20 protein-coding genes and 1 tRNA gene are annotated in these 22,223 nt (G+C 75.4%); 19 read left to right on the top strand and 2 right to left on the bottom strand.

Translation table 11 applies throughout. From position 1 onward, the window contains the following. Positions 1-5 precede the first annotated feature (5 nt). The 17 genes from Q5761_RS06480 (at position 6) to Q5761_RS06400 (ending at position 17,568) form a co-directional block, all read left to right on the top strand. Complete coding sequence (locus tag Q5761_RS06480) at positions 6-683, top strand: cytochrome c biogenesis protein (protein ID WP_318749950.1); 678 nt, start codon at positions 6-8, stop codon at positions 681-683. A 2-nt stretch (positions 684-685) separates the two neighbouring features. Then, entirely contained in the window at positions 686-880 is a 195-nt protein-coding gene (locus tag Q5761_RS06475) for a CcmD family protein (RefSeq protein WP_135225529.1), read from the top strand. A 54-nt stretch (positions 881-934) separates the two neighbouring features. Beyond that, on the top strand, positions 935-1,864 hold the full coding sequence (gene mdh / locus Q5761_RS06470) for a malate dehydrogenase (protein ID WP_135225528.1): 930 nt from the start codon (positions 935-937) through the stop codon (positions 1,862-1,864). 230 nt (positions 1,865-2,094) lie between these two features. Further along, on the top strand, positions 2,095-3,354 hold the full coding sequence (locus Q5761_RS06465; RefSeq protein WP_318751625.1) for an NADP-dependent malic enzyme: 1,260 nt from the start codon (positions 2,095-2,097) through the stop codon (positions 3,352-3,354). Positions 3,355-3,365: 11 nt separating this feature from the next. Beyond that, positions 3,366-4,487: an ADP-forming succinate--CoA ligase subunit beta gene (sucC, locus tag Q5761_RS06460; protein ID WP_135225527.1), complete on the top strand. Its 1,122-nt coding sequence runs from the start codon at positions 3,366-3,368 to the stop codon at positions 4,485-4,487. Beyond that, a complete protein-coding gene (gene sucD / locus Q5761_RS06455; RefSeq protein ID WP_135225526.1) occupies positions 4,488-5,354 on the top strand; it encodes a succinate--CoA ligase subunit alpha in 867 nt (288 codons plus the stop codon). A gap of 93 nt (positions 5,355-5,447) precedes the next feature. After that, positions 5,448-6,212, top strand: a complete 765-nt coding sequence (locus tag Q5761_RS06450; protein ID WP_318749949.1) for a class I SAM-dependent methyltransferase — start codon at positions 5,448-5,450, stop codon at positions 6,210-6,212. 7 nt (positions 6,213-6,219) lie between these two features. Beyond that, positions 6,220-7,725: a glutamyl-tRNA reductase gene (hemA, locus tag Q5761_RS06445; protein WP_318749948.1), complete on the top strand. Its 1,506-nt coding sequence runs from the start codon at positions 6,220-6,222 to the stop codon at positions 7,723-7,725. 69 nt (positions 7,726-7,794) lie between these two features. Then, positions 7,795-8,646 carry an inner membrane protein YpjD gene (locus Q5761_RS06440; protein ID WP_318749947.1) on the top strand — a complete coding sequence of 284 codons (852 nt, stop codon included), beginning with the start codon at positions 7,795-7,797 and terminating at the stop codon, positions 8,644-8,646. A gap of 15 nt (positions 8,647-8,661) precedes the next feature. Next, positions 8,662-9,708 carry a hydroxymethylbilane synthase gene (gene hemC, locus Q5761_RS06435; protein WP_318749946.1) on the top strand — a complete coding sequence of 349 codons (1,047 nt, stop codon included), beginning with the start codon at positions 8,662-8,664 and terminating at the stop codon, positions 9,706-9,708. Positions 9,709-9,818: 110 nt separating this feature from the next. Next, positions 9,819-11,186, top strand: coding sequence for a uroporphyrinogen-III synthase (locus Q5761_RS06430; RefSeq protein WP_318749945.1), 1,368 nt, complete (start codon positions 9,819-9,821; stop codon positions 11,184-11,186). A gap of 28 nt (positions 11,187-11,214) precedes the next feature. Next, a complete protein-coding gene (gene hemB / locus Q5761_RS06425) occupies positions 11,215-12,189 on the top strand; it encodes a porphobilinogen synthase (RefSeq protein ID WP_318749944.1) in 975 nt (324 codons plus the stop codon). An 82-nt stretch (positions 12,190-12,271) separates the two neighbouring features. Further along, positions 12,272-14,005, top strand: a complete 1,734-nt coding sequence (locus tag Q5761_RS06420; RefSeq protein ID WP_318749943.1) for a methylmalonyl-CoA mutase family protein — start codon at positions 12,272-12,274, stop codon at positions 14,003-14,005. Between the two features lie 83 nt (positions 14,006-14,088). After that, a complete protein-coding gene (locus tag Q5761_RS06415; protein WP_135225519.1) occupies positions 14,089-14,538 on the top strand; it encodes a cobalamin B12-binding domain-containing protein in 450 nt (149 codons plus the stop codon). Continuing rightward, the gene (gene meaB, locus Q5761_RS06410; protein WP_318751624.1) at positions 14,538-15,569 is read left to right on the top strand and encodes a methylmalonyl Co-A mutase-associated GTPase MeaB; all 1,032 of its coding nucleotides are present in this window, start codon (positions 14,538-14,540) and stop codon (positions 15,567-15,569) included. The genes Q5761_RS06415 and meaB overlap by 1 nt, the downstream gene beginning before the upstream one ends. An 89-nt stretch (positions 15,570-15,658) precedes the next feature. Further along, the gene (locus Q5761_RS06405; RefSeq protein ID WP_318749942.1) at positions 15,659-16,849 is read left to right on the top strand and encodes an acyl-CoA dehydrogenase; all 1,191 of its coding nucleotides are present in this window, start codon (positions 15,659-15,661) and stop codon (positions 16,847-16,849) included. Positions 16,850-16,902: 53 nt separating this feature from the next. Beyond that, positions 16,903-17,568, top strand: a complete 666-nt coding sequence (locus Q5761_RS06400; RefSeq protein WP_318749941.1) for a TetR family transcriptional regulator — start codon at positions 16,903-16,905, stop codon at positions 17,566-17,568. 126 nt (positions 17,569-17,694) lie between these two features. Here the strand turns inward: Q5761_RS06400 and Q5761_RS06395 are convergent, their stop codons facing one another. Beyond that, complete coding sequence (locus Q5761_RS06395) at positions 17,695-18,381, bottom strand: helix-turn-helix transcriptional regulator (RefSeq protein WP_318749940.1); 687 nt, start codon at positions 18,379-18,381, stop codon at positions 17,695-17,697. 107 nt (positions 18,382-18,488) lie between these two features. Between Q5761_RS06395 and Q5761_RS06390 the strand changes: the two genes are divergently transcribed. After that, complete coding sequence (locus tag Q5761_RS06390) at positions 18,489-19,310, top strand: NUDIX hydrolase (protein WP_318749939.1); 822 nt, start codon at positions 18,489-18,491, stop codon at positions 19,308-19,310. A gap of 254 nt (positions 19,311-19,564) precedes the next feature. On the opposite strand, the gene Q5761_RS06385 is transcribed toward Q5761_RS06390, so the two are convergent. Further along, positions 19,565-19,642, bottom strand: a tRNA-Pro gene (locus tag Q5761_RS06385). Positions 19,643-19,922: 280 nt separating this feature from the next. Between Q5761_RS06385 and selB the strand changes: the two genes are divergently transcribed. Continuing rightward, a complete protein-coding gene (gene selB, locus Q5761_RS06380; RefSeq protein ID WP_318749938.1) occupies positions 19,923-22,040 on the top strand; it encodes a selenocysteine-specific translation elongation factor in 2,118 nt (705 codons plus the stop codon). Positions 22,041-22,223: the final 183 nt, after the last annotated feature.

Raw genomic sequence — 22,223 nt, 5'->3', positions numbered from 1 at the left:
GAGCCATGTCACGCCGGGCGGCAGGCTTCCTGCTGATCACCTACGCGGCCCTGGTCGGGGCGCTGTACATGGCCCTTCGCTACGCACCCCCCGAACGGGTGATGGGCAACGTCCACCGCATCTTCTACTTCCACGTGGCGACGGCATGGGTGGGCTTCCTGGCCTTCGCCCTCGTCTTCGTCGCCTCCCTCGCGTACCTGAGGCGGCCCCAGGCGCGGTGGGACCGGCTGGCCGCGGCGGCCGCCGAGCTGGGGGTGCTCTTCACCACCATCACCCTGGTGATGGGTTCGCTGTGGGCCCGGGCGGTGTGGGGCGTGTGGTGGACCTGGGACCCCAAGCTGACCACCACGCTGATCCTCTGGTTCCTGTACGTGGGCTACCTGCTGATCCGGGCGGCGGTGGACGAACCGGCGAGCCGGGGCCGGTACGCGGCGGTGCTGGGGATCGCGGGCTTCCTCAACGTGCCCATCGTGTACATGTCGTCGGTGTGGTGGACCTCCATCCACCCCGTCCTGCGCCAGGGCGGGGATATGCGCCTCGACCCCGCCATGCGCCTGGCGCTGCAGTCCGCCGTCCTCGCCTTCACCCTGCTGTTCTTCCTCCTGTTGAGCCAGCGGGTGCGCATCGGCCGCTTGGCCGAGGAGATCCACCGGCGGGCGCGGGCCCAGACCGAGGAGGGCTAGGCGTGCCACCGATCACCCCCGAACTCGACCAACGGCTGCTGATCTATTTGTTTTGGGCCTACACGGCGGCCCTGGCGCTGCTCTTCGCCTACGTGGGGCGCCTCATGCGCAAGGTGGGGGAGCTGGAGCGGGAGCTGGGCCGCCAGCGCGCCGCCGGCCGCGGGCCGGGTCCGCGCCCGCCGGGCGTCGGCTCGTGACGGGTGGGACCACCGGCCCACCGGCGAAGTCCATCGACGGAGGGGGAGGCTAGGTTGAGGCGACCCAAGGTCAGCATCATCGGGGCGGGCAACACCGGTGCCGCCCTGGCCCACTGGCTGGCCACCAAGCAGGTGGCCGACATCGTCCTGGTCGATGTGGTCGAGGGCATGCCGCAGGGCAAGGCGCTGGACCTGATGCAGGCGGCCCCGGTGGAGGGCTTCGACACGATCCTGACCGGCTCCAACGACTACGCCGACATCGCCGGGTCCGCGGTGGTGGTCATCACCGCCGGCGCCGCCCGCAAGCCCGGCATGAGCCGCGACGACCTGGTCAACGTCAACACCGGCATCGTCCGCGACATCGCCGCCCAGGTGGCCCGCTACGCGCCCGATGCCTACCTGATCGTGTTGACGAACCCGCTGGACGTCATGTGCTACGTGGCCTACAAGGTCACCGGCTTCCCCAAGCATCGCGTGATGGGCCAGTCCGGCATCCTGGACTCCGCCCGCTTCCGCACCTTCATCGCCCTGGAGCTGGGCGTCTCCTTCGAGGACGTCCACGCCCTGGTGCTGGGCGGCCACGGCGACTCCATGGTGCCGCTGCCGCGCTACACCCACGTCGGCGGCATCCCGATCACGCAGCTGCTGCCGCCGGAGAAGATCGACGAGCTGGTCCGGCGGACCCGGGACGGCGGGGCCGAGATCGTCCGCCTGCTGAAGACGGGCTCGGCCTTCTTCGCCCCGGGGGCGGCGATGGCGGAGATGGTCGAGGCGATCCTGCGCGACCGGAAGCGGGTGCTGCCGGTCTCGGCCTATCTCGAGGGAGAATATGGCGAGTCGGGCATCTTCATGGGCGTGCCCGTGGTGCTCGGCGGCCAGGGCATCGAACGGATCCTGGAGATCGAGCTCACCGACGAGGAGCGGGCGGCCTTCGCCCGTTCGGCGGCGGACGTCCGCGAGACCTTGGCCAAGCTGGACCTCTGAGGGAGGAGGCGTGCCCCCGCCCCGGCCCGCCGGGCGCGACCCGGCGGGCCGGGGCGGGGCGGTGGAGGAGGCGATGCCACGCGGTGGCCGGAGCGGGTGAGCATCACGACGAGACCCGCGGCGTGCCGCAGGCTGGCGCATCCGGCGACCGCGGCGAGGGGCCGGCCGGCGTCGGCGCCGGGCGGTGGGCCGGTGCCGACCCCGCGGACGAGGCGGCGCGGGACGACGCCCTGCGCGCCGAGGCCGTCGCCCTGCACCGGCGGGCCCGCGGCAAGATCGAGATCGCCAGCAAGGTGCCCCTGCGGGACAGCCGCGACCTGAGCCTGGCCTACACCCCCGGCGTGGCCGAGCCGTGCCGGCTGATCGCCGCCGACCCCGACGAGGCCTTCGAGCTCACCGCCCGCGGCAACCTGGTGGCCGTGGTGTCCGACGGCTCCGCCGTCCTGGGCCTCGGCGACATCGGTCCGGCGGCCGCCCTGCCCGTGATGGAGGGCAAGGCGATCCTCTTCAAGCTGTACGCGGCCGTCGACGCGGTGCCGCTGTGCATCGAGGCCCGCGAGGTGGGCCGGATCGTCGAGGTGGTCCGCGCCCTGGCGCCGAGCTTCGGCGGCATCAACCTGGAGGACATCGCCGCCCCCCGCTGCTTCGAGGTGGAGGCGCGGCTGCGGGCCGAGCTGGACATCCCGGTGTTCCACGACGACCAGCACGGGACGGCCATCGTCACCGCGGCGGCGCTGATCAACGCCCTGCGGGTGGTGGGCAAGGAGCTGGACCGCGTGCGCATCGTGGTCAACGGGGCGGGCGCCGCGGGCATCGCCACCAGCCAGTTGCTGCTGGATCTGGGCGCCCGCGACCTGGTGCTGTGCGACAGCCGCGGCGCCCTCTACCCCGGCCGGCCCTACGGGATGAACCCGTACAAGCAGCGGATCGCGGAGCGCAGCAACCCCGCCGGCCGCAAGGGGCAGCTGGCCGACGTGATGGAGGGGGCCGACGTGTTCATCGGCCTCTCCCGGGCCGGGGCGGTCACGCCCAGCATGGTGCGCAGCATGGCGCCTGACGCCATCGTCATGGCGATGGCCAACCCGACGCCGGAGATCTTCCCCGACGCGGCGGCGGCCGCGGGGGCGCGGGTGGTCTGCACGGGGCGCTCGGACTTCCCCAACCAGATCAACAACGTGCTGGCCTTCCCCGGCGTGTTCCGCGGCGCCCTGGACGTGCGGGCCCGGGAGGTCAACAAGGCGATGAAGCTGGCGGCGGCGCGGGCCATCGCCGATCTGGTCGAACCGGACCGGCTCGCGCCGGACTACATCATCCCCGCGGCCGGCGACCCCCGGGTGGCCCCGGCGGTGGCCGCCGCGGTGGCCGCGGCGGCCACCGCCAGCGGCGTGGCCCGGCGCCCCCGGGATCCCGCCGAGGTGGGGCGCGCGACGGCCCGCCGGGTCGAGGCGGTGCGCGCCCGCCTGGCCGGTTCGTCCAATACCGCCCAGTGAGGTGAGCGTCGTTGAAGTTCTTCGAGTACATGGCCAAGGAGGTCTTCCGGGCGCGGGGCATCCCCACGCCGCGGGGCCGGGTGGCGGCCTCCCCCGACGAGGCGGCCGCGGTGGCCGCGGAGATCGGCGGGCCGGTGGCCGTCAAGTCGCAGGTCCTGGCCGGAGGGCGCGGCAAGGCCGGCGGCATCCGGTTCGCCGACACGCCCGCCGCGGCCCGCGAGGTGGCGGCCGGGCTGCTCGGCCAGGAGGTGCGGGGCCACCGCGTCGAGCGGGTGCTGGTCGAGGAGAAGCTGTCCATCGACCGCGAGCTGTACCTGGGCATCGCCGTGGACACCGGCCGCAAGGCACCGCTGGTCATCGCGTCGCTGCACGGCGGCGTGAACATCGAGGAGGTCCCGGAGAAGGACATCGTCAAGCGGCCCGTGGACATCACCCTGGGGGTGTACCCCTACTTCGCCCGCGGCATCGCCCGGCGGCTCGGGCTCGAGGGTGCCGTCGCCCGCCAGTTCGTCGAGATCCTGACGCGGCTGTACGGGATCTTCCGCGACTACGACGCCGAGCTGGTAGAGATCAACCCCCTGGTGATCGCCGGCGACCGGCTGATCGCCGCCGACGGCCGGCTCAACGTCGACGACGACGCCCGGTTCCGCCACCCGGACCTGCCCGAGGTCAGCGAGGCCACGGAGCTGGAGCGGCGGGTGCGGGAGATCGGGCTCTCCTACGTGGAGCTGGACGGTGACATCGCCGTCATGGCCAACGGCGCCGGCATCACCATGGCGACCATCGACGTGCTGGCCGAGTACGGCGGGCGGGCGATGAACTTCCTCGACGCCGGCGGCGGCGCGGCGGTGGAGCCCATGGCCAAGGCCATGGCGGTGCTGGTGTCCACGAGGCCCAAGGTCATCTTCGTCAACATCTTCGGCGGCATCACGCGCTGCGACGACGTGGCCAACGCCATCGTCACCGTCAAGGAGCAGCAGGGCATCCCGGTGCCGCTGGTGGTGCGGCTGGTGGGCACCAACGAGGACAAGGGCGTGGCGATCCTCCGGGAGCACGGCATCGAGGCCTTCCGGGACATGGGCGAGGCCGCCCGCAAGGCGGTCGAGCTGGCCCGGCGGGGAGGGGAGCGGTAGATGGCGATCCTGATCGACGAGCGCACCCGGGTGGTGGTGCAGGGCATCACCGGCCACCAGGGCAGCTTCCACACCGGCCAGATGCTGGACTACGGCACCCGCGTGGTGGCGGGCGTCTCGCCGGGCAAGGAGGGCCAGGAGGTCCGGGGCGTGCCCGTGTACGACACGGTGGAGGCGGCGGTGGAGAAGCACGGGGCCACCGCCTCGGTGGTCTTCGTGCCCGCGCCCTTCGCCAAGGACGCGGTCCTGGAGGCGCTGGACGCCGGGATCAAGCTGGTGGTGGTGATCACCGAGCACGTGCCGCTGCACGACGCCATGGAGATCATGGCGCGGGCCCGGCTCAAGGGCGCCACGGTGGTCGGCCCCAACACCTTCGGGGTGATCTCGCCCGGCAAGTCCAAGATCGGGATCATGCCCAATGCCATCTACACTCCCGGCCGGGTGGGCATCGTCGCCCGCAGTGGTACCCTTTCCTACGAGATCGCCGCCTCCCTCTCCCACGCCGGGTTCGGTCAGTCCACCGTGGTCGGCATGGGCGGCGACCGGGTGGTGGGGCTCTCCTTCATCGACGTGCTGAAGCTGTTCGAGCAGGACAAGGAGACGGAGGCGGTGGTCCTGGTGGGCGAGATCGGCGGCACCGCGGAGGAGGAGGCCGCCGAGTACATCAAGGGCATGTCCAAGCCCGTGGTCGCCTACCTGGCCGGCAAGCACGCACCGCCCGGCAAGCGCATGGGGCACGCGGGGGCCATCATCGAGCGGGGCCGGGGGACCTACCAGAGCAAGGTCGAGGCCCTGGAGGCGGCGGGGGCCCGGGTCGCCGCGCTGCCCTGGCAGGTGGCCGACCTGGTGCGCGAGGTCCTGCGCTAGCGCGGCCCCATGAGACGGGCCCGGGCCGAGCCGGCGCGGGAGGGTGCCGGTCGTCCCGGCGCGGGACGCACCACCCAGGAGGAAGGGACCGCCATGGGGGCTTTCGGCGCCGCCCCGGGACCAGGGACGGAGAAGGCCGCCTACATCCGCCAGCTCTTCGACACCATCGCGCCCGGCTACGACCGGATGAACCGGCTCATGACCCTGGGCCAGTGGCGGTACTGGAAGTGGCGGCTGGCCCGGCGCCTGGAGGAGCTGCCCCTGGAGGGGGCCCGGGTGCTGGACGTGGCCTGCGGCACCGGGGAGATCACCGCCCTCTTGGCGCGCCGGGTGGGGCCGTCGGGGCACGTGACCGGGCTGGACTTCTCGCCGGGCATGCTGGCCGTCGCCCGTCGCCGCCTGGAGGAGGCGGGCCTCGCGGCTCGGGTCCGGCTGGTGCAGGGCGACGCCCTGGCCATGCCCTTCCCGGACGGTGGCTTCGACCTGGTGACCATGGGGTTCGCGCTGCGCAACGTGGCCGACCTGGACCGCGCCCTGGCGGAGATGGTCCGGGTCGCGCGGCCGGGGGGACGGGTGCTGCTGCTCGAGCTCTCCCACAGCCCGTGGCCCTGGGTGCGGGTGCCCTTCCGCTGGTACTTCGAGCGGGTGGTGCCGGCCATGGGGCGATGGGCGGCCCGCCGCTGGCGGGGGCCGGGACCGGCCCCCTACGCGTGGCTGCCCCAGTCGGTGCGGGGCTTCCCGGGGGCGGAGGAGCTCGCCGCCCGCATGGCGGCGGCGGGCCTGGAGGGCGTGCGGTTCTGGCGGATGTCGGCAGGCATCGTCTGCCTCCACGAGGGGCGGCGGCCCGCGGGGACGTGAGGGTCCGATGGGCGTGATTCTCGTCGGGATGAACCACCGCACGGCCCCGGTCGCCGTGCGGGAACGGCTGGCGGTCGACGCGGAGGCGGCCACGGCCGCGCTGCGGGAGCTGGTGGCCCGCCCGGCCGTGGACGAGGTGGTGCTCCTCTCCACCTGCAACCGGGTGGAGGTCTACGCCGCGGCGGAGCACCACGGCCAGGGGATCCGCCAGGTGCAGGAGACCCTGGCCCGCTGGGCGGGCATGGAGCGCGAGCAGCTGGAGGCCTACCTCTACCTGCGGGAAGACGCGGCCGCCGCCCGCCACCTGTTCCGCGTCGCGGCGGGCCTGGACTCCATGGTGCTCGGGGAGAGCCAGATCCTGGGTCAGGTGCGGGACGCCTACCACGCGGCCGCGTCCGCCGGCACCTGTGGCAAGGTGCTGCACGGCCTGTTCCAGCAGGCCCTGGCGGCGGGCAAGCGGGCGCGCACGGAGACGGCCATCGGTCAGCACGCGGTGTCCGTCAGCTACGTCGCCGTCGAGCTGGCCCGCAAGGTGTTCGGCAAGCTGGAGGGGCGGGCCGTCCTGCTGGTGGGTGCGGGGGAGACGGCGGAGCTGGCCGCCCGCAGCCTGGCGGAGGACGGCGGCTGCCGGCTGGTGGTGGCGAACCGGACCGTGGAGCGCGGTCGGCAGCTGGCCGCGGCCTATGGAGGACGGGCGCTGCCCTTGGAGCGGCTGGCCGAGGCCCTGGTCGAGTGCGACGTGGTGATCGCCTCCACCGGATCCGCCCGCCCGCTGATCACCGCCGCCATGGTGCGGGAGGCCATGCGGCGCCGGCGGGGTCGCCCCCTCCTGCTGGTGGACATCGCCGTGCCGCGGGACGTCGAGGCGGCGGCCGGACGCTTGGACGGCGTCTTCCTCTACGACATCGACGACCTGGAGGCGGTGGTGGAGGCGAACCTCCGGCTGCGGCGGGAGGAGGCGAGCCGGGTCGAGGCGATGCTGGACGAAGAGGTGCGCCAGTTCGAGGGGTGGCTGCAGAGCTTGAACGTGGTTCCGCTGATCCGCTCGCTGCGGGAGAAGGCCGAGGCCATGCGCCGCCAGGAGCTGGAACGGGCGCTGCGCAAGCTGCCCCATCTCTCCGAGCGCGACCGCCAGGTGATCGACGGCCTCACCCGGCTGATCGTCAACAAGCTGCTCAACGATCCGATGGTGCGCCTGAAGGAGGCGGTGGCGGGCGGCCGCGGCCCGGTGTACCTGGAGGAGGCCTTCACCGAGCTGTTCGCCCTGGACGAACCGGCGCCCCGCGGCCGCCGCGGGGCGGGCACCCACGCCCCCGCCGCCGGCGACGGCCAAGCCCCGCCGCGGGCCGGCGGGGAGGCGGACGCCGCGGGGGACGCACCGGATGGGCCCCTGCCGGCGGATGGCCCCCACCGGATGGCCCCGGCGGGCGGCGAGGCCCCGGATCCCCGGTGGCCGCGGTCGGGCGCCCGCGCGGCCGCCGGCGGCGCGGACGCGCGGATCGGACGGCCGTGATCCGGCGGGGGCTGGTCCGCGACGGGCGGCAGGTGAGAGCCGGTGCAGGGCTGGCTGGGATGGGCATACGTGGCCGTGACCCTCGGCTACCTGGCCGCCGCAGGCGGGTACGCCTGGGCGCTGGGCAGCCTGGCGCGGGATGCCGCGGCGCGCTGGCTGGCCCGCGTCACGTGGGCGGTGCACACCGGCCTCCTGGCCGTCGCGGTGGCGACCGGCCACGTCCCCTTCCTGAGCCCGCAGGGGTCGGTGTTCTTCCTCGGCTGGGGATGGGTGCTCAATGGGCTCGTGCTGGAGTCCCTGCTGGGGCTGCGGGCCCTGGGGGCCTTCATGCTGCCGCCCGTGGTGGCGTTGCTCGTGCTGGTGGCGGCCGTCGGCGGGCCGGGGAGGGCCGGCGCGGTGGCGGCGGCCGATGAAGGCCTGCCCGCGGCGTCGGCGGCGGCCGTCGCCGGGGTCGGGGGTGGGGACCCCTTCGGCGCACCCTGGATCTGGCTCCACGCCATCATCGCCCTCTTGAGCTATTGCGCCTTCGGCCTCGCCTCGGCGCTGGCGGCCATGTACCTCCTCCAGGAGCGCCAGCTGCGGAGCAAGGTCTTCAGCCGCCTCTACCGCCACCTCCCCGCCCTGGAGGAGATGGACCGCGCCTGCTGGTGGCTGATCGGCAGCGGCTTCGCCCTGCTCACCCTGGCGCTGGCCAGCGGGACCCTCTCGGCCGGGCAGCTGTGGGACGACCGCTGGGCCAGCGACGGCAAGGTGATCGCCAGCCTGGCCGCCTGGCTGTTCTACGGTCTGCTCCTGACCCTGCGCGCCGTGGCGGGGTGGCGGGGGCGCCGACTGGCGTACCTTTCGCTGGTCGGCTTCGCCGTCATCCTCTTCAACTACCTGGTGGTGGGGCCGCACTGGTCGACCCGCCACGTCTTCTGAGGGGGAGGGATGAGCGTGGCCGCCAGGGTGGTGCGCATCGGCACCCGCTCCAGCGCGCTGGCCCGGCTCCAGGCGGAGCGGGTGGCGCAGCGCCTCCGCCGGCACCACCCCCACCTGGCGGTGGAGCTGGTCCCCATCACCACCCAGGGGGATCGGGACCGGGCACGGCCCCTCTACGCCCTCGAGACGGCGGGCGCCTTCGTCAAGGAGCTGGAGCAGGCCCTGCGCGACGGGCGCATCGACTTGGCCGTCCACAGCGCCAAGGACGTGCCCACGCGCCTGCCCGAGGGGCTGGAGCTGGCCGCCTTCCCGGAGCGCGAGGACCCCGGCGATGCCCTGGTGCTGCCGGCCGCGGCCGACCCGTCCCGGGCGGCCGCGCCGGCGACCGAGCCGGGACCGGACGGCGGCGTGACGGCGAAGGGGGAGGGGGGGCCGATCGGGCCGCTGGATCGCCTTCCGCCGGGTGCCCGGGTGGGGACCAGCAGCCTGCGCCGTCAGGCGTGGCTCCGCGCCCGACGGCCCGACCTGGCGGTCGAACCGGCCCGCGGGAACCTGGACACGCGGTTGCGACGCCTGGACGGGGGCGCGTGGGACGCCTTGCTGGTGGCCGCCGCCGGGCTGCGACGCCTGGGCCTGGGCCATCGGATCAGCGCACCCGTCCCGCCGTCGGTGCTCCTGCCGGCGCCGGGCCAGGGGGCGCTGGCCGTCGAGATCCGCCGGGACGACGCGGCGACCCGTCGGCTGGTGGCGGTGCTCGACCGCCCTGAGGTGGCGCTGGCGGTGCGGGCGGAGCGGGCCTTCCTGGCCGAGCTGGGCGGCACCTGCCGGGTGCCGCTGGGGGCCTGGGGGCGGGTCGAGGGATCCCGCCTGCGCCTGCGGGGCATGGTGGCCGGACGGGACGGGTCGCCCTGGCTGGAGGACGAGGTGGTGGGCCCGGCGCAGGACCCCGAGGCCGTCGGCCGGGCGCTGGCCGAGCGGCTGGTGGCCCAGGGGGCGCGGACCGTGCTGGCGGCGGCGGGTGGGGGCGAGGCCGCCGGGGACGGCGACGGCCGGCGACCCTGAGCGGTCGGTCGGGGCGGGGCGGGCGGTGCGCCGCCATGCCGGCATCGGCCGGCCGAGGCGCGGCAGAGCCGGGCGGGGCCGGCGAGGGCCGGGACCGGGGAGGTGGGCGCATGCCGGGCGACCAGGGCGCGGAGACCCCTTGGGGACGCGGTGCTGCGGACGGCGGCCACCGGGGTGCGGCCGGCGCCGCCGAAGGGGTCGCCGCGCCCGGCCGGGCCGCCGTCGGCGAGCTCTGGGGCCTGCCCGGATGGGTCTACGTGGTGGAGGCGGGGCCCGGCGACCCCGGCCTGCTCACCGTCCGCGGCAGCGAGCTGCTCCGAGCCGCCGAGGTCGTGGTGGCGGATGCCGGCCTGGAGGCGGCGCTCCAGCGGTGGGCTTCGCCCACCGCCGCCCTCTGGCTCGTCACGCCGCCAGCGGGAGCGGAGGCGGCGCCGGGACGACCTCCCTGGGCCGGCCGGCTGCCGGTGGCCGGCCGGCTCGAGCCGGATCGCGTCGCGGGGCGCCTGGCCCGCTGGGCGCGGGCCGGACTGCGGGTCGTCCGGCTGGTCCGCGGTCGGTCGTGCCGGGACGAGGGGACGGCCCTGGCCGCGGCAGGGGTCGGCGTGATCCCGGTACCGGGGGTGCCGACGGGCGGCGGGTCCGCGGACGGACGCCAGCCGGCGCCGCCGCTGGCGGGATGGCGCGTCGCGGTCACCCGGGCGGCCGAGCAGGCCGGCGATCTGGCGGAGCTCGTCGGCCGCCTGGGCGGCGAGGCGCTGGAGCTCCCACTGATCGCCGTGGAGCCGGCCCCCGGCGAGGCGGAGCTCGACGCGGAGCTGGACGACCCCGGCGGCAGCTGGTGGGTCTTCACCAGCCAGAACGGCGTGGCCGCCCTGGCCCGGCGGTTGCGGGCGCGGGGGGGCGACGCGCGGGCGCTGGCCGGTGCCCGGGTCGCCGTGGTCGGCGAGGCGACGCGGGGTGCCCTGGAGGGGGCGGTGGGGATTCGGGCCGACCTGGTCCCGTCCGCGTTCACCGGTGCCCGTCTCTGGAAGGAACTGGCCCGTCGCGTCCAGCCCGGCCAGCGGGTGGTGTGGCCGCGGGGTGACCGGGCCGCGGTGGCGGCGGCCCGCCCGGTGGTGGAGGCCGGGGCCGTGCTGCGCGCGCCGGTGGTCTACCGCACGGTGCTGCGACGGCAGGAGGCGGCGGCCCTGCTGGAGCTCGTGCGCGCCGGGCGCGTCGACGCGGTCACCCTGGCCAGCCCCTCGGCCTGCGAGGCCCTGGCGGAGGCGGCGGGGCCCGAAGGGCTCGGCCGGTTCTTCCCGCATCGGGAACCGGCGGGACCCGGCGGCCGGCGCCCGCTGGTGGTCTGCATCGGTCCCCGCACCGCCCAGCGGGCGGCGGCCCTCGGCCTGCCCGTCGACCGGGTGCCGTCCCGGTTCACCGCGGAAGGATTGGTCGCGGCCCTTCTCGAAGGACTAGAGGCTGGCGGGGGTTCGTAGGCCCCCGTCGCGCTCGAGGTGAAAAGCCATGGCCTTTCCGGTGCATCGCCCGCGGCGGCTGCGGTCGAGCCCGGCGGTGCGCAGCCTGGTGCGGGAGACGGATCTGACCGTCGACCGCCTGATCTACCCGCTGTTCGTGGTCCCGGGCCGGGACGTGGTGGAGCCGGTGCCGTCCATGCCCGGGGTCGAGCACCGGTCCGTCGACCGCGCGGTGGAGCGGGCCCGGGAGGTCTTCGCGCTGGGGATCCGCGCCGTGCTGCTCTTCGGTCTGCCGCGGGCGAAGGACGAACGCGGCAGCGAGGCGGCGGCGCCGGACGGCGCCGTGCAGCAGGCCGTCCGGGCGATCAAGGACGCGCTGCCGGACCTGCTGGTCATCACCGACGTGTGCCTGTGCGCCTACACCAGCCACGGGCACTGCGGCATCCTCACCGCCGATGGTCGCATCGACAACGATGCGACCCTGGAGCAGCTCGCCCAGGTGGCCCTCTCCCATGCCCGCGCCGGCGCCGACTGGGTCGCCCCGTCGGACATGATGGACGGCCGGGTGGGGGCGATCCGTCGGGCGCTGGACGAGGACGGCTTCCAGGAGACGGCGATCCTGTCCTATGCCGTCAAGTACGCGTCCGCCTTCTACGGCCCGTTCCGGGAGGCGGCCCACTCCGCCCCCGCCTTCGGCGACCGGCGCACCCACCAGATGGACCCCGCCAACGTGCGCGAGGCCCTGCGGGAGGTGGCCCTGGACCTGGAGGAGGGGGCCGACCTGGTGATGGTCAAGCCGGCCCTGGCCTACCTGGACGTGATCCGCGCCGTCCGCGACCGGTTCCCGGTGCCGGTGGTGGCGTACAATGTCAGTGGCGAGTACAGCCTGGTCAAGGCGGCCGCGCGGCAGGGCTGGGTGGACGAGCAGGCGGTGGTGCTGGAGGCGTTGACGGCCATGCGGCGGGCGGGGGCGGACGCCATCATCACCTACCACGCGCCGGAGGTGGCGCGCTGGCTGGGTTGAGCGAAGGCCGGCGGCCGACCGCGGTTGGGGGCGCGGAGAGGGGCGCGGGTCGGTGTTCGCCGAGGGAGAGGGGTGAACCGGGATGGCAGACCGGATCGTCACGGGGGCGGAGGCGGCCTCCGACCGTCCCCGCGCGGCGGGCGGCCAGGGCGCCGCGGGCCGCACCGGGGGCACGGCCGAAGGGCCGGGCCCCGCGGGGGCGGCCGGCGCGGGCGGGACGGGTCGGGAGCGGCGCCCGCGGTTCGAGACGCTCTCGGGGATCGCGGTCAAGCGTTGCTACGGCCCGGAGGACGTGCCCGCCATCGACGACGAGCGACGGCTGGGTCGTCCCGGCCAGTGGCCCTACACCCGCGGCATCCACGAGACCATGTACCGGGGCCGGCTGTGGACCATGCGCCAGTTCGCCGGCTTCGGGACGGCCGAGCAGACCAACCAGCGGTTCAAGTACCTCCTCAAGGAGGGCCAGACGGGCCTCAGCGTCGCCTTCGACTTCCCCACGCTGCTGGGCTACGACTCGGACCACCCCATGTCCGACGGCGAGGTCGGCAAGCTCGGCGTGGCCATCGACACCCTGGCCGACATGGAGATCCTGTTCGACGGGATCCCGCTGGACCAGGTGTCCACCTCCATGACCATCAACGGACCGGCGGCGATGATCTTCGCCATGTACCTGGCCGCCGCGGAGAAGCAGGGCGTGCCCTTCGACCGGCTGCGGGGCACGATCCAGAACGACATCCTCAAGGAGTACATCGCGCAGAACACGTACATCTTCCCGCCGCGCCCGTCGATGCGCATCATCACCGACATCTTCGCCTTCTGCGCCGACCACGTGCCCCAGTGGAACACGGTGAGCATCTCCGGCTACCACATCCGGGAGGCCGGCGCCACGGCGGTCCAGGAGCTGGCGTTCACCCTGGCCAACGGGTTCGAGTACGTGCGGGCCGGCATCGAGGCGGGGCTCGACGTGGATCGCTTCGCGCCGCGGCTCTCCTTCTTCTTCAACGTCCACAACGACTTCTTCGAGGAGATCGCCAAGCTGCGGGCGGCGCGGCGCATCTGGGCCGTCGAGATGCGAGAGCGCTTCGGGGCCAAGGACCCGCGCTCGTGGAAGATGCGCTTCCACTGCCAGACGGCGGGGTGCACGCTGACGGCCCAGCAGCCGGAGATCAACATCGTCCGGGTGACGCTGCAGGCGCTGGCGGCGGTGCTGGGCGGGACCCAGTCGCTGCACACCAACTCCTTCGACGAGGCGCTGGCCCTGCCGACGGAGAAGGCGGTGCGCATCGCCCTGCGCACCCAGCAGATCATCGCCGAGGAGAGCGGGGTGACCCACACCGTCGACCCGCTGGGCGGCTCCTACTACGTGGAGTGGCTGACCGACGAGATGGAGCGCCGGGCGCGCGAGTACTTCCGGCGCATCGACGAGCTGGGCGGCGTGATCCCCGCCATCGAGGCCGGGTTCTTCCACAGGGAGATCGCCGACGCCTCCTACCGGTACCAGCGGCAGGTGGAGGCGGGCGAGATCACGGTGGTGGGCGTCAACAAGTACGTCCTGGCGGAGGAGGAGCAGCCGGAGATCCTGCGGGTCCCCGACGAGGTCCAGGAGCACCAGGTCCAGCGGCTGCGGGACATCCGCCGCACCCGGGACAACCGGCGGGTCAGCCAGGCCCTGCGCGACCTCAAGGCGGCGGCGCGCAGCGGCGAGAACCTGATGCCGCGCCTGCTGGAGTGCGCCCGCGCCTATGCCACCCTGGGCGAGATGTGCGACACGCTGCGGGAGGTCTTCGGGGAGTACCGCGATCGGGCGATCTTCTAGCCCGAGGGGGGCGGTCCGTCCGCGGCGCGGGGCGGCGCCGAGGCCGGCTCGGGTCGTGATCGCAGGAGCGAGGCGGAGACGCCATGGAGACGCAACCGGTGACCACCGGCGAGGTGCCGGCGAGCCAGCGGATCCGCGTGCTGGTGGCCAAGCCGGGCATGGACCGGCATGACCGCGGCGCCAAGGTCATCGCCCGGGCGTATCGCGACGCCGGCATGGAGGTGATCTACACGGGCCTCCACCAGTCGCCGGCCCAGATCGCCCGGGCGGCCCTGGAGGAAGACGTGGACGTGGTGGCGCTGAGCATCCTCTCGGGCGCCCACAATACCGTGATCCCCCGCGTGTGCCAGGCGCTGCGGGAGGTGGGCCTGGACGACGTGGTCGTGCTGGTGGGCGGCGTGATCCCGCCGGAGGACGTCCCCGGGCTGCTCGCGGCCGGCGTCACGCGGGTCTTCGGGCCGGGCTCGAGCACCGAGGAGATCGTCGCCTACACGCGCGAGCAGGTGCGCAAGCGCCGGGGGGACCGGGCGTGATGCGCGCGTCCGGCCCCGAGGAACTGGCCCGCGGCGTGTTGGCGGGGGATCGCAGGGCGCTGGCCCGCGCCATCACGTGGGTGGAGAACCGCCGGCCGGGGGCGAGCGAGCTCCTGCGCCGCATCTACCCCGAGACCGGCCGCGCCCACGTGGTCGGGCTGACCGGGGCGCCGGGCGTCGGCAAGAGCACCCTGGCGGCTGCCCTGGCCCGCCACCTGCGCAGCGCGGGGCAGCGGGTGGGCCTCGTCGCCGTCGACCCGTCCAGCCCCTTCACCGGCGGCGCCCTCCTGGGCGACCGCATCCGCTTCAGCCAGGGGGCGGTGGACGACGGCGTCTTCTTCCGCAGCCTGGCCTCCCGCGGCCAGGTGGGCGGCCTCGCCCGGGCCACGGGGGACGTGATCCACCTATTGGACGCCGCCGGCATGGACGTGGTGCTGGTGGAGACGGTGGGGGCCGGCCAGTCCGAGGTGGCGATCATGCGGCACGCCCACACCGTGGTGGTGGTGCTGGCCCCGGGGCTGGGCGACGACGTCCAGGCGGCCAAGGCCGGGATCCTGGAGGTCGCCGACGTCCTGGTGGTCAACAAGGCCGACCAGCCGGGGGCGAGCCGCACGGTGCAGGAGCTGCGGCAGATGCTGGAGCTGGGGGCGCCGCGGGATCCCGGCTGGCGGCCGCCGGTCGTGGAGACGGTGGCCGCCGACGGGCGGGGCGTGGCGGCGCTGGCGGATGCCGTCGCCCGCCACCGGCAGCACCTGACGGAGAGCCCGGCGGGCGCGCAGCGGGATCGCTGGCGGGCCGAGGAGGCGCTGCGCCAGGAACTGCTGGCCCTGGTCGCCGAGCGGCTCCACGGCACGGCGGCGTGGGCGGCGGCCGCCGACGCCGTGGCCGGCCGCCGGGTGACGCCGGCCGAGGCCGCCGCACGCCTGCTGGATGCCTTGCGGGACGAGCGCGGCCCGAGGGACGGGCACCCGGCGGAGGGTGGTGGCGGCCGGGCCGCCGTCGAGGCGCGCGGCGGGGCGGCGGGCGGCTGACGGACCGCGGGGACGGCCGAGCCGACGCCGCCGCGTGGTGGCGATGGGCGTCGCGGGCGATGCGAGCCTGGCGTCGAGGAGGGCGGGCGATGGCGACACCTCCGTGGCTGCTGGATCCGACCTACGAGGAGATCCGCCGCGCGGTGCGCGAGTTCGCCCAGCGCGAGCTGGCGCCGCGGGCGGCCGCCTACGACGCGTCCGGCGAGTTCCCGTGGGAGAACGTCCGCCGGCTGGCGGAGCACGGCTACCTGGGGATGATGATCCCCGAGGAGTACGGCGGCGGGGGCATGGACACGCTGGCCCACGCCATCTGCCTGGAAGAGGTGGCCCGGGCGTGTGCCGCCACGGCCGTGGTCATGGACGTGCACAACAGCCTGGTCGGCGAGCTGATCAACCGCTGGGCCAGCGCGGCGATGAAGGCCCGTTGGCTCCCGGTCCTGGCCCGGGGGGACCGGCTGGGGGCCTTCTGCCTGACGGAGCCCGACGCCGGCTCCGACGCCGCCGCCTTGAAGACCACGGCCGTCCGCGACGGCGACCACTACGTGCTCCACGGACGCAAGACCTTCATCTCCAACGGCGGCGTGGCGGAGATCTACGTGGTGTTCGCGGTGACCGACCCGGCCGCCGGCTCCCGCGGCATCAGCGCCTTCCTGGTGGAGAAGGGCACCCCCGGCCTCTCCTTCGGGAAGCCGTTCAAGAAGATGGGCATCCGCGCCTCCGCCACCACCGACGTGATCCTCGAGGGGGTGAGGGTGCCCGCCGAGAACCTGATCGGCCAGGAGGGGCAGGGGTACAAGATCGCCCTGGCCACCCTGGACAACGGCCGGGTCGGCATCGGCGCCCAGGCCGTGGGCATCGCCCAGGCCGCCCTCGACCGCGCCGTGGCCTATGCTAGCCAGCGCAAGCAATTCGGCCGGCCCATCGCCAGCTTCCAGGGCATCCAGTTCAAGCTGGCCGACATGGCCACGGCGATCGAGGCCGCGCGCCTCTTGGTCTACCGGGCGGCCGTGCTCTACGACCAGAGCGTGCGCACCGGCCGGCGCGCCAGCAAGGAGATCGCCATGGCGAAGCTGTTCGCCTCGGAGGTGGCCATGCGGGTCACCACCGAGGCGGTCCAGATCCACGGCGGCTACGGCTACCTGCAGGACTTCGAGGTCGAGCGCCTGATGCGGGACGCCAAGATCACCCAGATCTACGAGGGGACGTCCGAGGTGCAGCGCATGGTGATCGCCCGCGCCCTGCTGGCCGAAGCCGGCCAGGCGGTGGAAGCGGCGGTATGAGGGGCGGGGCCTCGGAGGCGTCCACCCGGGGCGGGCGGGGACGGCCTGGTCCCATGGCTGCACCGACGGTGAACCCGGGTCACCGGCGCGGTGCCGTCCGTACGCCGGTGGCCGCCCGGATCCGCGAGGCCGCGGCGGAGCTCTTCGCCCGCCAGGGGTTTCGCGGCACCGGCCTGCGCCAGGTGGCGGCGGCCGCCGGGGTGGCCGTGGGGACCGTCTATGCCCATTACCGGGACAAGGCGGCGTTGTTGCGCTCGGTGGCGGAAGAACAGGCCGCCGTCATCGGCCGTCGGCTGGCGCCCGTCCACCTGACGCCCGGGCGCCCGGCGGCGGAGCGGTGGGCGGCCTTTCGCGACGTGCTGCGCGATGCGCTCCCCTGGCTCGCCTGCGAGGCGGAGGCCGGCGCGGCCGTGGCGCGCGGAGCGGGCCAGCGGGGGGAAGACCGGCAGGGTCCCGTCACGGCCGCCCTTCACCAGGGACTGGCGCGCCTCCTGGTGGAAGGGGCCCGTCGCGGCGAGGTGGAGCTGCCGCACCTGCGGCCGGACGCGGGCCGGCCGGCGCTGCCGGGGGCAGCGGTGGAGGCGGCGGCGGGTGACGCCGCGGCGGCCGTGCTGGCGGCCGCCTTGGGCCTGTGGGAACGCGGTCGCGCGGACGATCTCGACTGGCTGTGGTGGGGCCTCGCCGCCCGCAGCCCGCGGCAGCACGAGGGGACGCGGTGACGCGGCCGGCGGAGCTCCCCGGGCTGCGATCCGCAGCGGTGGCGTCCCGCGGGATCCGCAGGCGCGGGGTAGCCGCCGTTCGGCGGGCGCCGCCGGCCCGAGTCGCCCCTGCGACCTGCGGGCGGATCAGAGGCCCCGGGTCATCCCGGTGAGGACCTGGTGCAGCACCCAGTAGTCGGTCGGGGTGAAGGGACGGCGCCCATGCCAGGTGATGGCGGCCAGCGATCGGATGTCCGCCTCGGAGACCTCGGGATGCTCCTGCCAGAAGACCCGCAGCGCCCAGGGCAGGGTCTCGGGATCGAGGGCGCCGGGGCCCGGGGTCGGCTGGGACCCGGCGGGCTGGGGACGGGGCGTCGCGGCGCGTGCAGGCTGCGGCTGGCGGTAGGTGGCGGACGTCCCGCGGACGACGCCGGCAGAACCCGGGGGCTCGGCGGACGCAGCGGCGAGGGCGATGGCGTCCTCCGGCGGCGGCTGGGGGCTGGCTCCGCCGCTCCCCGGTGTCGGGCGATTGGCGCCGCCCTCGGCGGCGGGCGCGGCGGGTACGGTTGGCGCGGGGCCTGACGGAGCAGAGGCCACGGCGGCGGCAGGCGCCGGGGGCGCCGCCGGCCCGACGGCCGCCGGTCCGACCAGATCGGCCAGTCCGACGCCAAGGGCTGCCGCGACGCGGAGGACCACGTCCACCGAGGGCTTCCGGGCGGGGTCGTTCTCCAGCTGGGAGAGGTAGGCCTTCGACACCCCCGAGCGGCGTGCCAGGTCGCGCAGGCTGATGCCCCGCTGCCGGCGCAGCTCCCGGATCCGCTTGCCAACCTCCACCGGGCTCACCTCGGCGGTTGCCAGCCGGCAGGCTCGTCTAACATTATACCATGAGGTCCATCCATCCTTTGGATCGCCAACCAGCCGCGGGTAGGAGGGGATCGACGATGATCGAGCGCCATGCCGCCGGCGGCGTGGTGTACCGGCGCGCCGGGACCCCGGCCTGGCCGATCGCCGCGGGATCGGCGGCCTCGGACCCGGACGCGGCCTCCAGAGGGGACGAACCCGGCGGATCCGGCCCCGCCGTCGAGGTCTTGATGATCCTGGACGCCTACGGGCACTGGGCGCTGCCCAAGGGCGGCATCGAGCCAGGGGAGACGCCGGAGGCCGCAGCCCTGCGCGAGATCCGGGAGGAGACGGGGATCGTCGGCGCCATCGAGGCGCCGCTCCCCTCGGTGCGGTACCGGTTCCGCGACGGCGAGGAGGAGGTGGAGAAGACCGTCCACTACTTCCTCGTCCGCGCGCTGAACGGGGGATTGCGGGTCCAGCGCGAGGAGCTGCGGGACGCGGCGTGGCTGTCGCTAGACGAGGCGATCCGGCGCTGCACCTACGAGAACCTGGTGCCGACGCTGGAGGCGGCGCGGCAGGCCATCGCGGCGCAGCGGACCGCCGCCGAGGGGGCACGGGACGCCGCTGCGGCCCAGGAGGGCGCCGCGTCGGGCGCGGCGGAGGCCGCGCCGGACCGGGCGACGGGCGAGCCGACCGGCGGCTCGGGGGCGGCCGGGGATGATGCGGCGGAAGGCGACGGTGCCGATGCGCCGGCCCCGGCACCGGCGGTCGCCGCCGATGCGGCCGCGCCGGGCGGCAGGGAAGGCCGGGCAGCCGACGCTTCGCCGGCGGACGACCGGTCGCCCGCGGACCCCGGGGGGAGCAGCGGGCAGGCGACGGCGGAGACCGATGCCTCCACCGCCCCGGCCCCTCCGCGCTGAGGAGCCGCGCAGCGACGACCGCCGCGCCACCGGCGGGGGCGGCGCCGGCCGGCCGGCTCGGCGAACGGCCGCTGGCGCCGCGGCGGGGCGCAACCCCCCAGGACGGGACGGCCCGACCGGCACCGCGCGATGCGGTGCCGGTCGGGCCGTCCCGTCGTCACCCAATTCTGCGACTTGCGACATCAACGGCCTCGCGGGGGTCGGACCCGCGAGGCCCTGCGGCGGTGCCGGTGGGACGCGTCCACCGGCGCACGTGGTCGGGCCGGCCGGATTTGAACCGGCGACCTCCACGTCCCGAACGTGGCGCGCTAACCAAGCTGCGCTACGGCCCGCAGCGATGGCGAACCAACACCGTCTTGACGCCCCGGCGCGCACGGCTGGGACGATCGCGGCCCCCGCCGCCGGGACGCCGCCGGCCGCGACGCCCCGCGGCCCCGCCGGCGGAGCGGGAGGCAGCCCCGCAGCGGCCGACGGTCGAGGCGCGCGAACCGCAACTGGCATTATAGTGGCGGGGATGCGCCCTGTCAACGAAACGGGGTGGGCCGTCCGGGCACGGGCGTGCCATGCGCAGGGGCGCGCCATGGGGCAGGAGGCGACGGAGGCGATGGTGCGATGAACGGGCCGAGCGACAGCGCGTCCCCCGGCGCGGGGAAGGGCGGCGGGATGACCGCGCCCCGGTCTGGTGCCGCCGCCGGGGAGGCCGGCACTACGGCGGCCTCCGCGCCCGCGGGTCCGCCGCCCCTGGTGATCGGCACCGCGGGCCACGTGGACCACGGCAAGACCACCCTGGTCCGCGCCCTGACCGGCGTCGACACCGACCGCCTGCAGGAGGAGAAGCGGCGCGGCATCTCCATCGACCTGGGCTTCGCGCCCTTCCGCCTGCCCAGCGGCCGCCCGGCCGCCATCGTCGACGTCCCCGGCCACGAGCGGTTCGTCCACAACATGGCCGCCGGCGTCCACGGGATGGACCTGGTGCTGCTGGTGGTCGCGGCGGACGAGGGCGTGATGCCGCAGACCGTCGAGCACCTGGACATCCTGCAGCTGCTGGGCGTCCGGCACGGCCTGGTGGTGCTGACCAAGGTGGATCTGGTGGACGACCCGGCATGGCTCGACCTCGTGGAGGAGGACGTGCGGGCCCACCTCCGGGACACCCTCCTCGCCGAGGCGCCGGTGGTCCGGGTGGCGCCGCCGACGGGCCAGGGCCTCGATCGGCTGCTGACGGCCCTGGAGGACGCGGCGCGACGGGTGCCGGGCCGGGATGCCGACGGCCTCCTGCGGCTGCCCATCGATCGCGCCTTCACCCTCCCCGGCTTCGGTCCCGTGGTCACCGGGACCCTGGTGGCAGGGAGGGTGCGGGTCGGCGACCGGGTCGAGGTGCAGCCCGGAGGGATGACCGCGCGCATCCGGCACCTCCAGGTCCACGGTCGCGAGGTGGAGGAGGCCGTGGCCGGTCAGCGGGTGGCGGCCAACCTGGTCGGCGTGGACCATCAGGCGCTGCACCGCGGGCAGGTCCTGGTTCGTCCCGGCACCCTGGAGGCCACCCGGTGGCTGGCGGTACGCCTCCAGTGGCTGCCCCGCGCGCCCTGGCCCCTGCGCCACCAGGAGCGGGTGCGGGTCCATGCCGGCGCCGCCGAGGTGCTGGGCCGCGTGCGCCTCTTGGAGCCGGTGCGTCCCTGGCAGCCGGGCGAGGCGGGCTGGGCGCTGATCCGCCTGGAGGAACCCCTGGTCGTCGCGCCCGGCGACCGGTTCGTCGTGCGCACCTACTCGCCGGCCCGCACCGCCGGGGGCGGCGTCGTGGCCGACGTGGGCCGGGTCTGGTCGCGGCGCCACGCGCCGGGCCGGTGGCTGGCCGCCTTCCTCGCCGACGACCCGGCCGACGGCTTGACGGCCCGCCTGGAGCGGGCCGGGCTGCCGCGCCCCGCCACCGCCCTGGCCCGGGAGCTGGGTCAGCCCATGCGGCGCATCGAGCAGGCCCTCGCCCGCGCCGAGGCGGCGGGGCGCGTCCGCTCCTTGCCCGGCGGCCACTGGGTGGCCGCGCCCGCGGCCGAGGCCCTGGCCCGGCAGGCGCGCGCCACCCTGGAGCGTCACCACCAGGAACGCCCGCTGGAGGCCGGCATGAGCCGCGACGCCCTGCTGCATGCCCTCTGGCGTGCAGCCCGGGGCGCCGCGGATGCGCGGACTGGCGACCGGCCCGTGCCGGAGGCCGAGGCGAGGGCGGGGCTGCAGGCGCTCTTGGAGACGTGGATCGCCGCCGGCGTGCTGGCCGCCGACGACGACCGGCTGCGGCTGCCCGATTGGGAACCCGGCGGGACGGCCGCCGACCGCCAGCACCTCGAGCGGCTCGCCGCCGTCTATCGGCAGGGCGGGCTGGCTCCGCCGGCCAGCGCCGAGGAGGCCGCGGCGACGGCCGGCGTCCCCGTCGCCGACGCGCTGGGGCTGCTGAGCATCCTGGAGCGGCAGGGTCGGGTGGTGCGCGTGGACACCGGCTTGTGGTTCACGCCCGAGGCGCTGGTCGACGCCTGGCGGCGCCTGGTGGCGCTGGAGCGGCAGGTCGGGCCCTTCACCGTCGCCCAGGCGCGGGACGCGCTGGGCGTGACGCGCAAGTGGGCGCTGCCCCTCCTGGAGTACTTCGACCGCCGCCGCTGGACGCGGCGCGAGGGCGACCTGCGACGGGTGGTCGGCGGCCCTGACGATGAGCCCGGAGATGAAGATGCGACCCGATCCAGGTAGGAAGTCCCTGGGTCGACATCGAATGGCAACGGTGCCGCCGACCCAGAGGAACCGAGTGCCAGGACCCGCGCGGAGAGACGGGCGGCGGCCCTTCGGCGGAGGAAGGAGCGTCGGCCTTGGGTCGTGGAGGGGAGGCGCCCCGTGGCCGCGCGCCGCGCGGCGACGCCGGCGAGCCCGCTGCGA

The organism is Thermaerobacter composti, assembly GCF_033582035.1.
In the GTDB taxonomy this organism is placed as follows: domain Bacteria; phylum Bacillota; class Sulfobacillia; order Thermaerobacterales; family Thermaerobacteraceae; genus Thermaerobacter; species Thermaerobacter composti.
Note: the sequence above shows the minus strand (reverse complement) of the source record. Positions and strands in the feature narration are given on the sequence as shown.

Excerpts from the sequence above, each read along its gene's own strand:
- hemB (WP_318749944.1), top strand. The coding sequence starts at position 11,215 with ATGGCCTTTCCGGTGCATCGCCCGCGGCGGCTGCGGTCGAGCCCGGCG.
- Q5761_RS06405 (WP_318749942.1), top strand. The coding sequence starts at position 15,659 with ATGGCGACACCTCCGTGGCTGCTGGATCCGACCTACGAGGAGATCCGC.
- selB (WP_318749938.1), top strand. The coding sequence starts at position 19,923 with ATGAACGGGCCGAGCGACAGCGCGTCCCCCGGCGCGGGGAAGGGCGGC.
- Q5761_RS06430 (WP_318749945.1), top strand. The coding sequence starts at position 9,819 with ATGCCGGGCGACCAGGGCGCGGAGACCCCTTGGGGACGCGGTGCTGCG.
- Q5761_RS06415 (WP_135225519.1), top strand. The coding sequence starts at position 14,089 with ATGGAGACGCAACCGGTGACCACCGGCGAGGTGCCGGCGAGCCAGCGG.
- Q5761_RS06420 (WP_318749943.1), top strand. The coding sequence starts at position 12,272 with ATGGCAGACCGGATCGTCACGGGGGCGGAGGCGGCCTCCGACCGTCCC.
- sucD (WP_135225526.1), top strand. The coding sequence starts at position 4,488 with ATGGCGATCCTGATCGACGAGCGCACCCGGGTGGTGGTGCAGGGCATC.
- Q5761_RS06390 (WP_318749939.1), top strand. The coding sequence starts at position 18,489 with ATGATCGAGCGCCATGCCGCCGGCGGCGTGGTGTACCGGCGCGCCGGG.
- meaB (WP_318751624.1), top strand. The coding sequence starts at position 14,538 with ATGCGCGCGTCCGGCCCCGAGGAACTGGCCCGCGGCGTGTTGGCGGGG.
- Q5761_RS06450 (WP_318749949.1), top strand. The coding sequence starts at position 5,448 with ATGGGGGCTTTCGGCGCCGCCCCGGGACCAGGGACGGAGAAGGCCGCC.
- Q5761_RS06480 (WP_318749950.1), top strand. The coding sequence starts at position 6 with ATGTCACGCCGGGCGGCAGGCTTCCTGCTGATCACCTACGCGGCCCTG.
- hemA (WP_318749948.1), top strand. The coding sequence starts at position 6,220 with ATGGGCGTGATTCTCGTCGGGATGAACCACCGCACGGCCCCGGTCGCC.
- Q5761_RS06400 (WP_318749941.1), top strand. The coding sequence starts at position 16,903 with ATGGCTGCACCGACGGTGAACCCGGGTCACCGGCGCGGTGCCGTCCGT.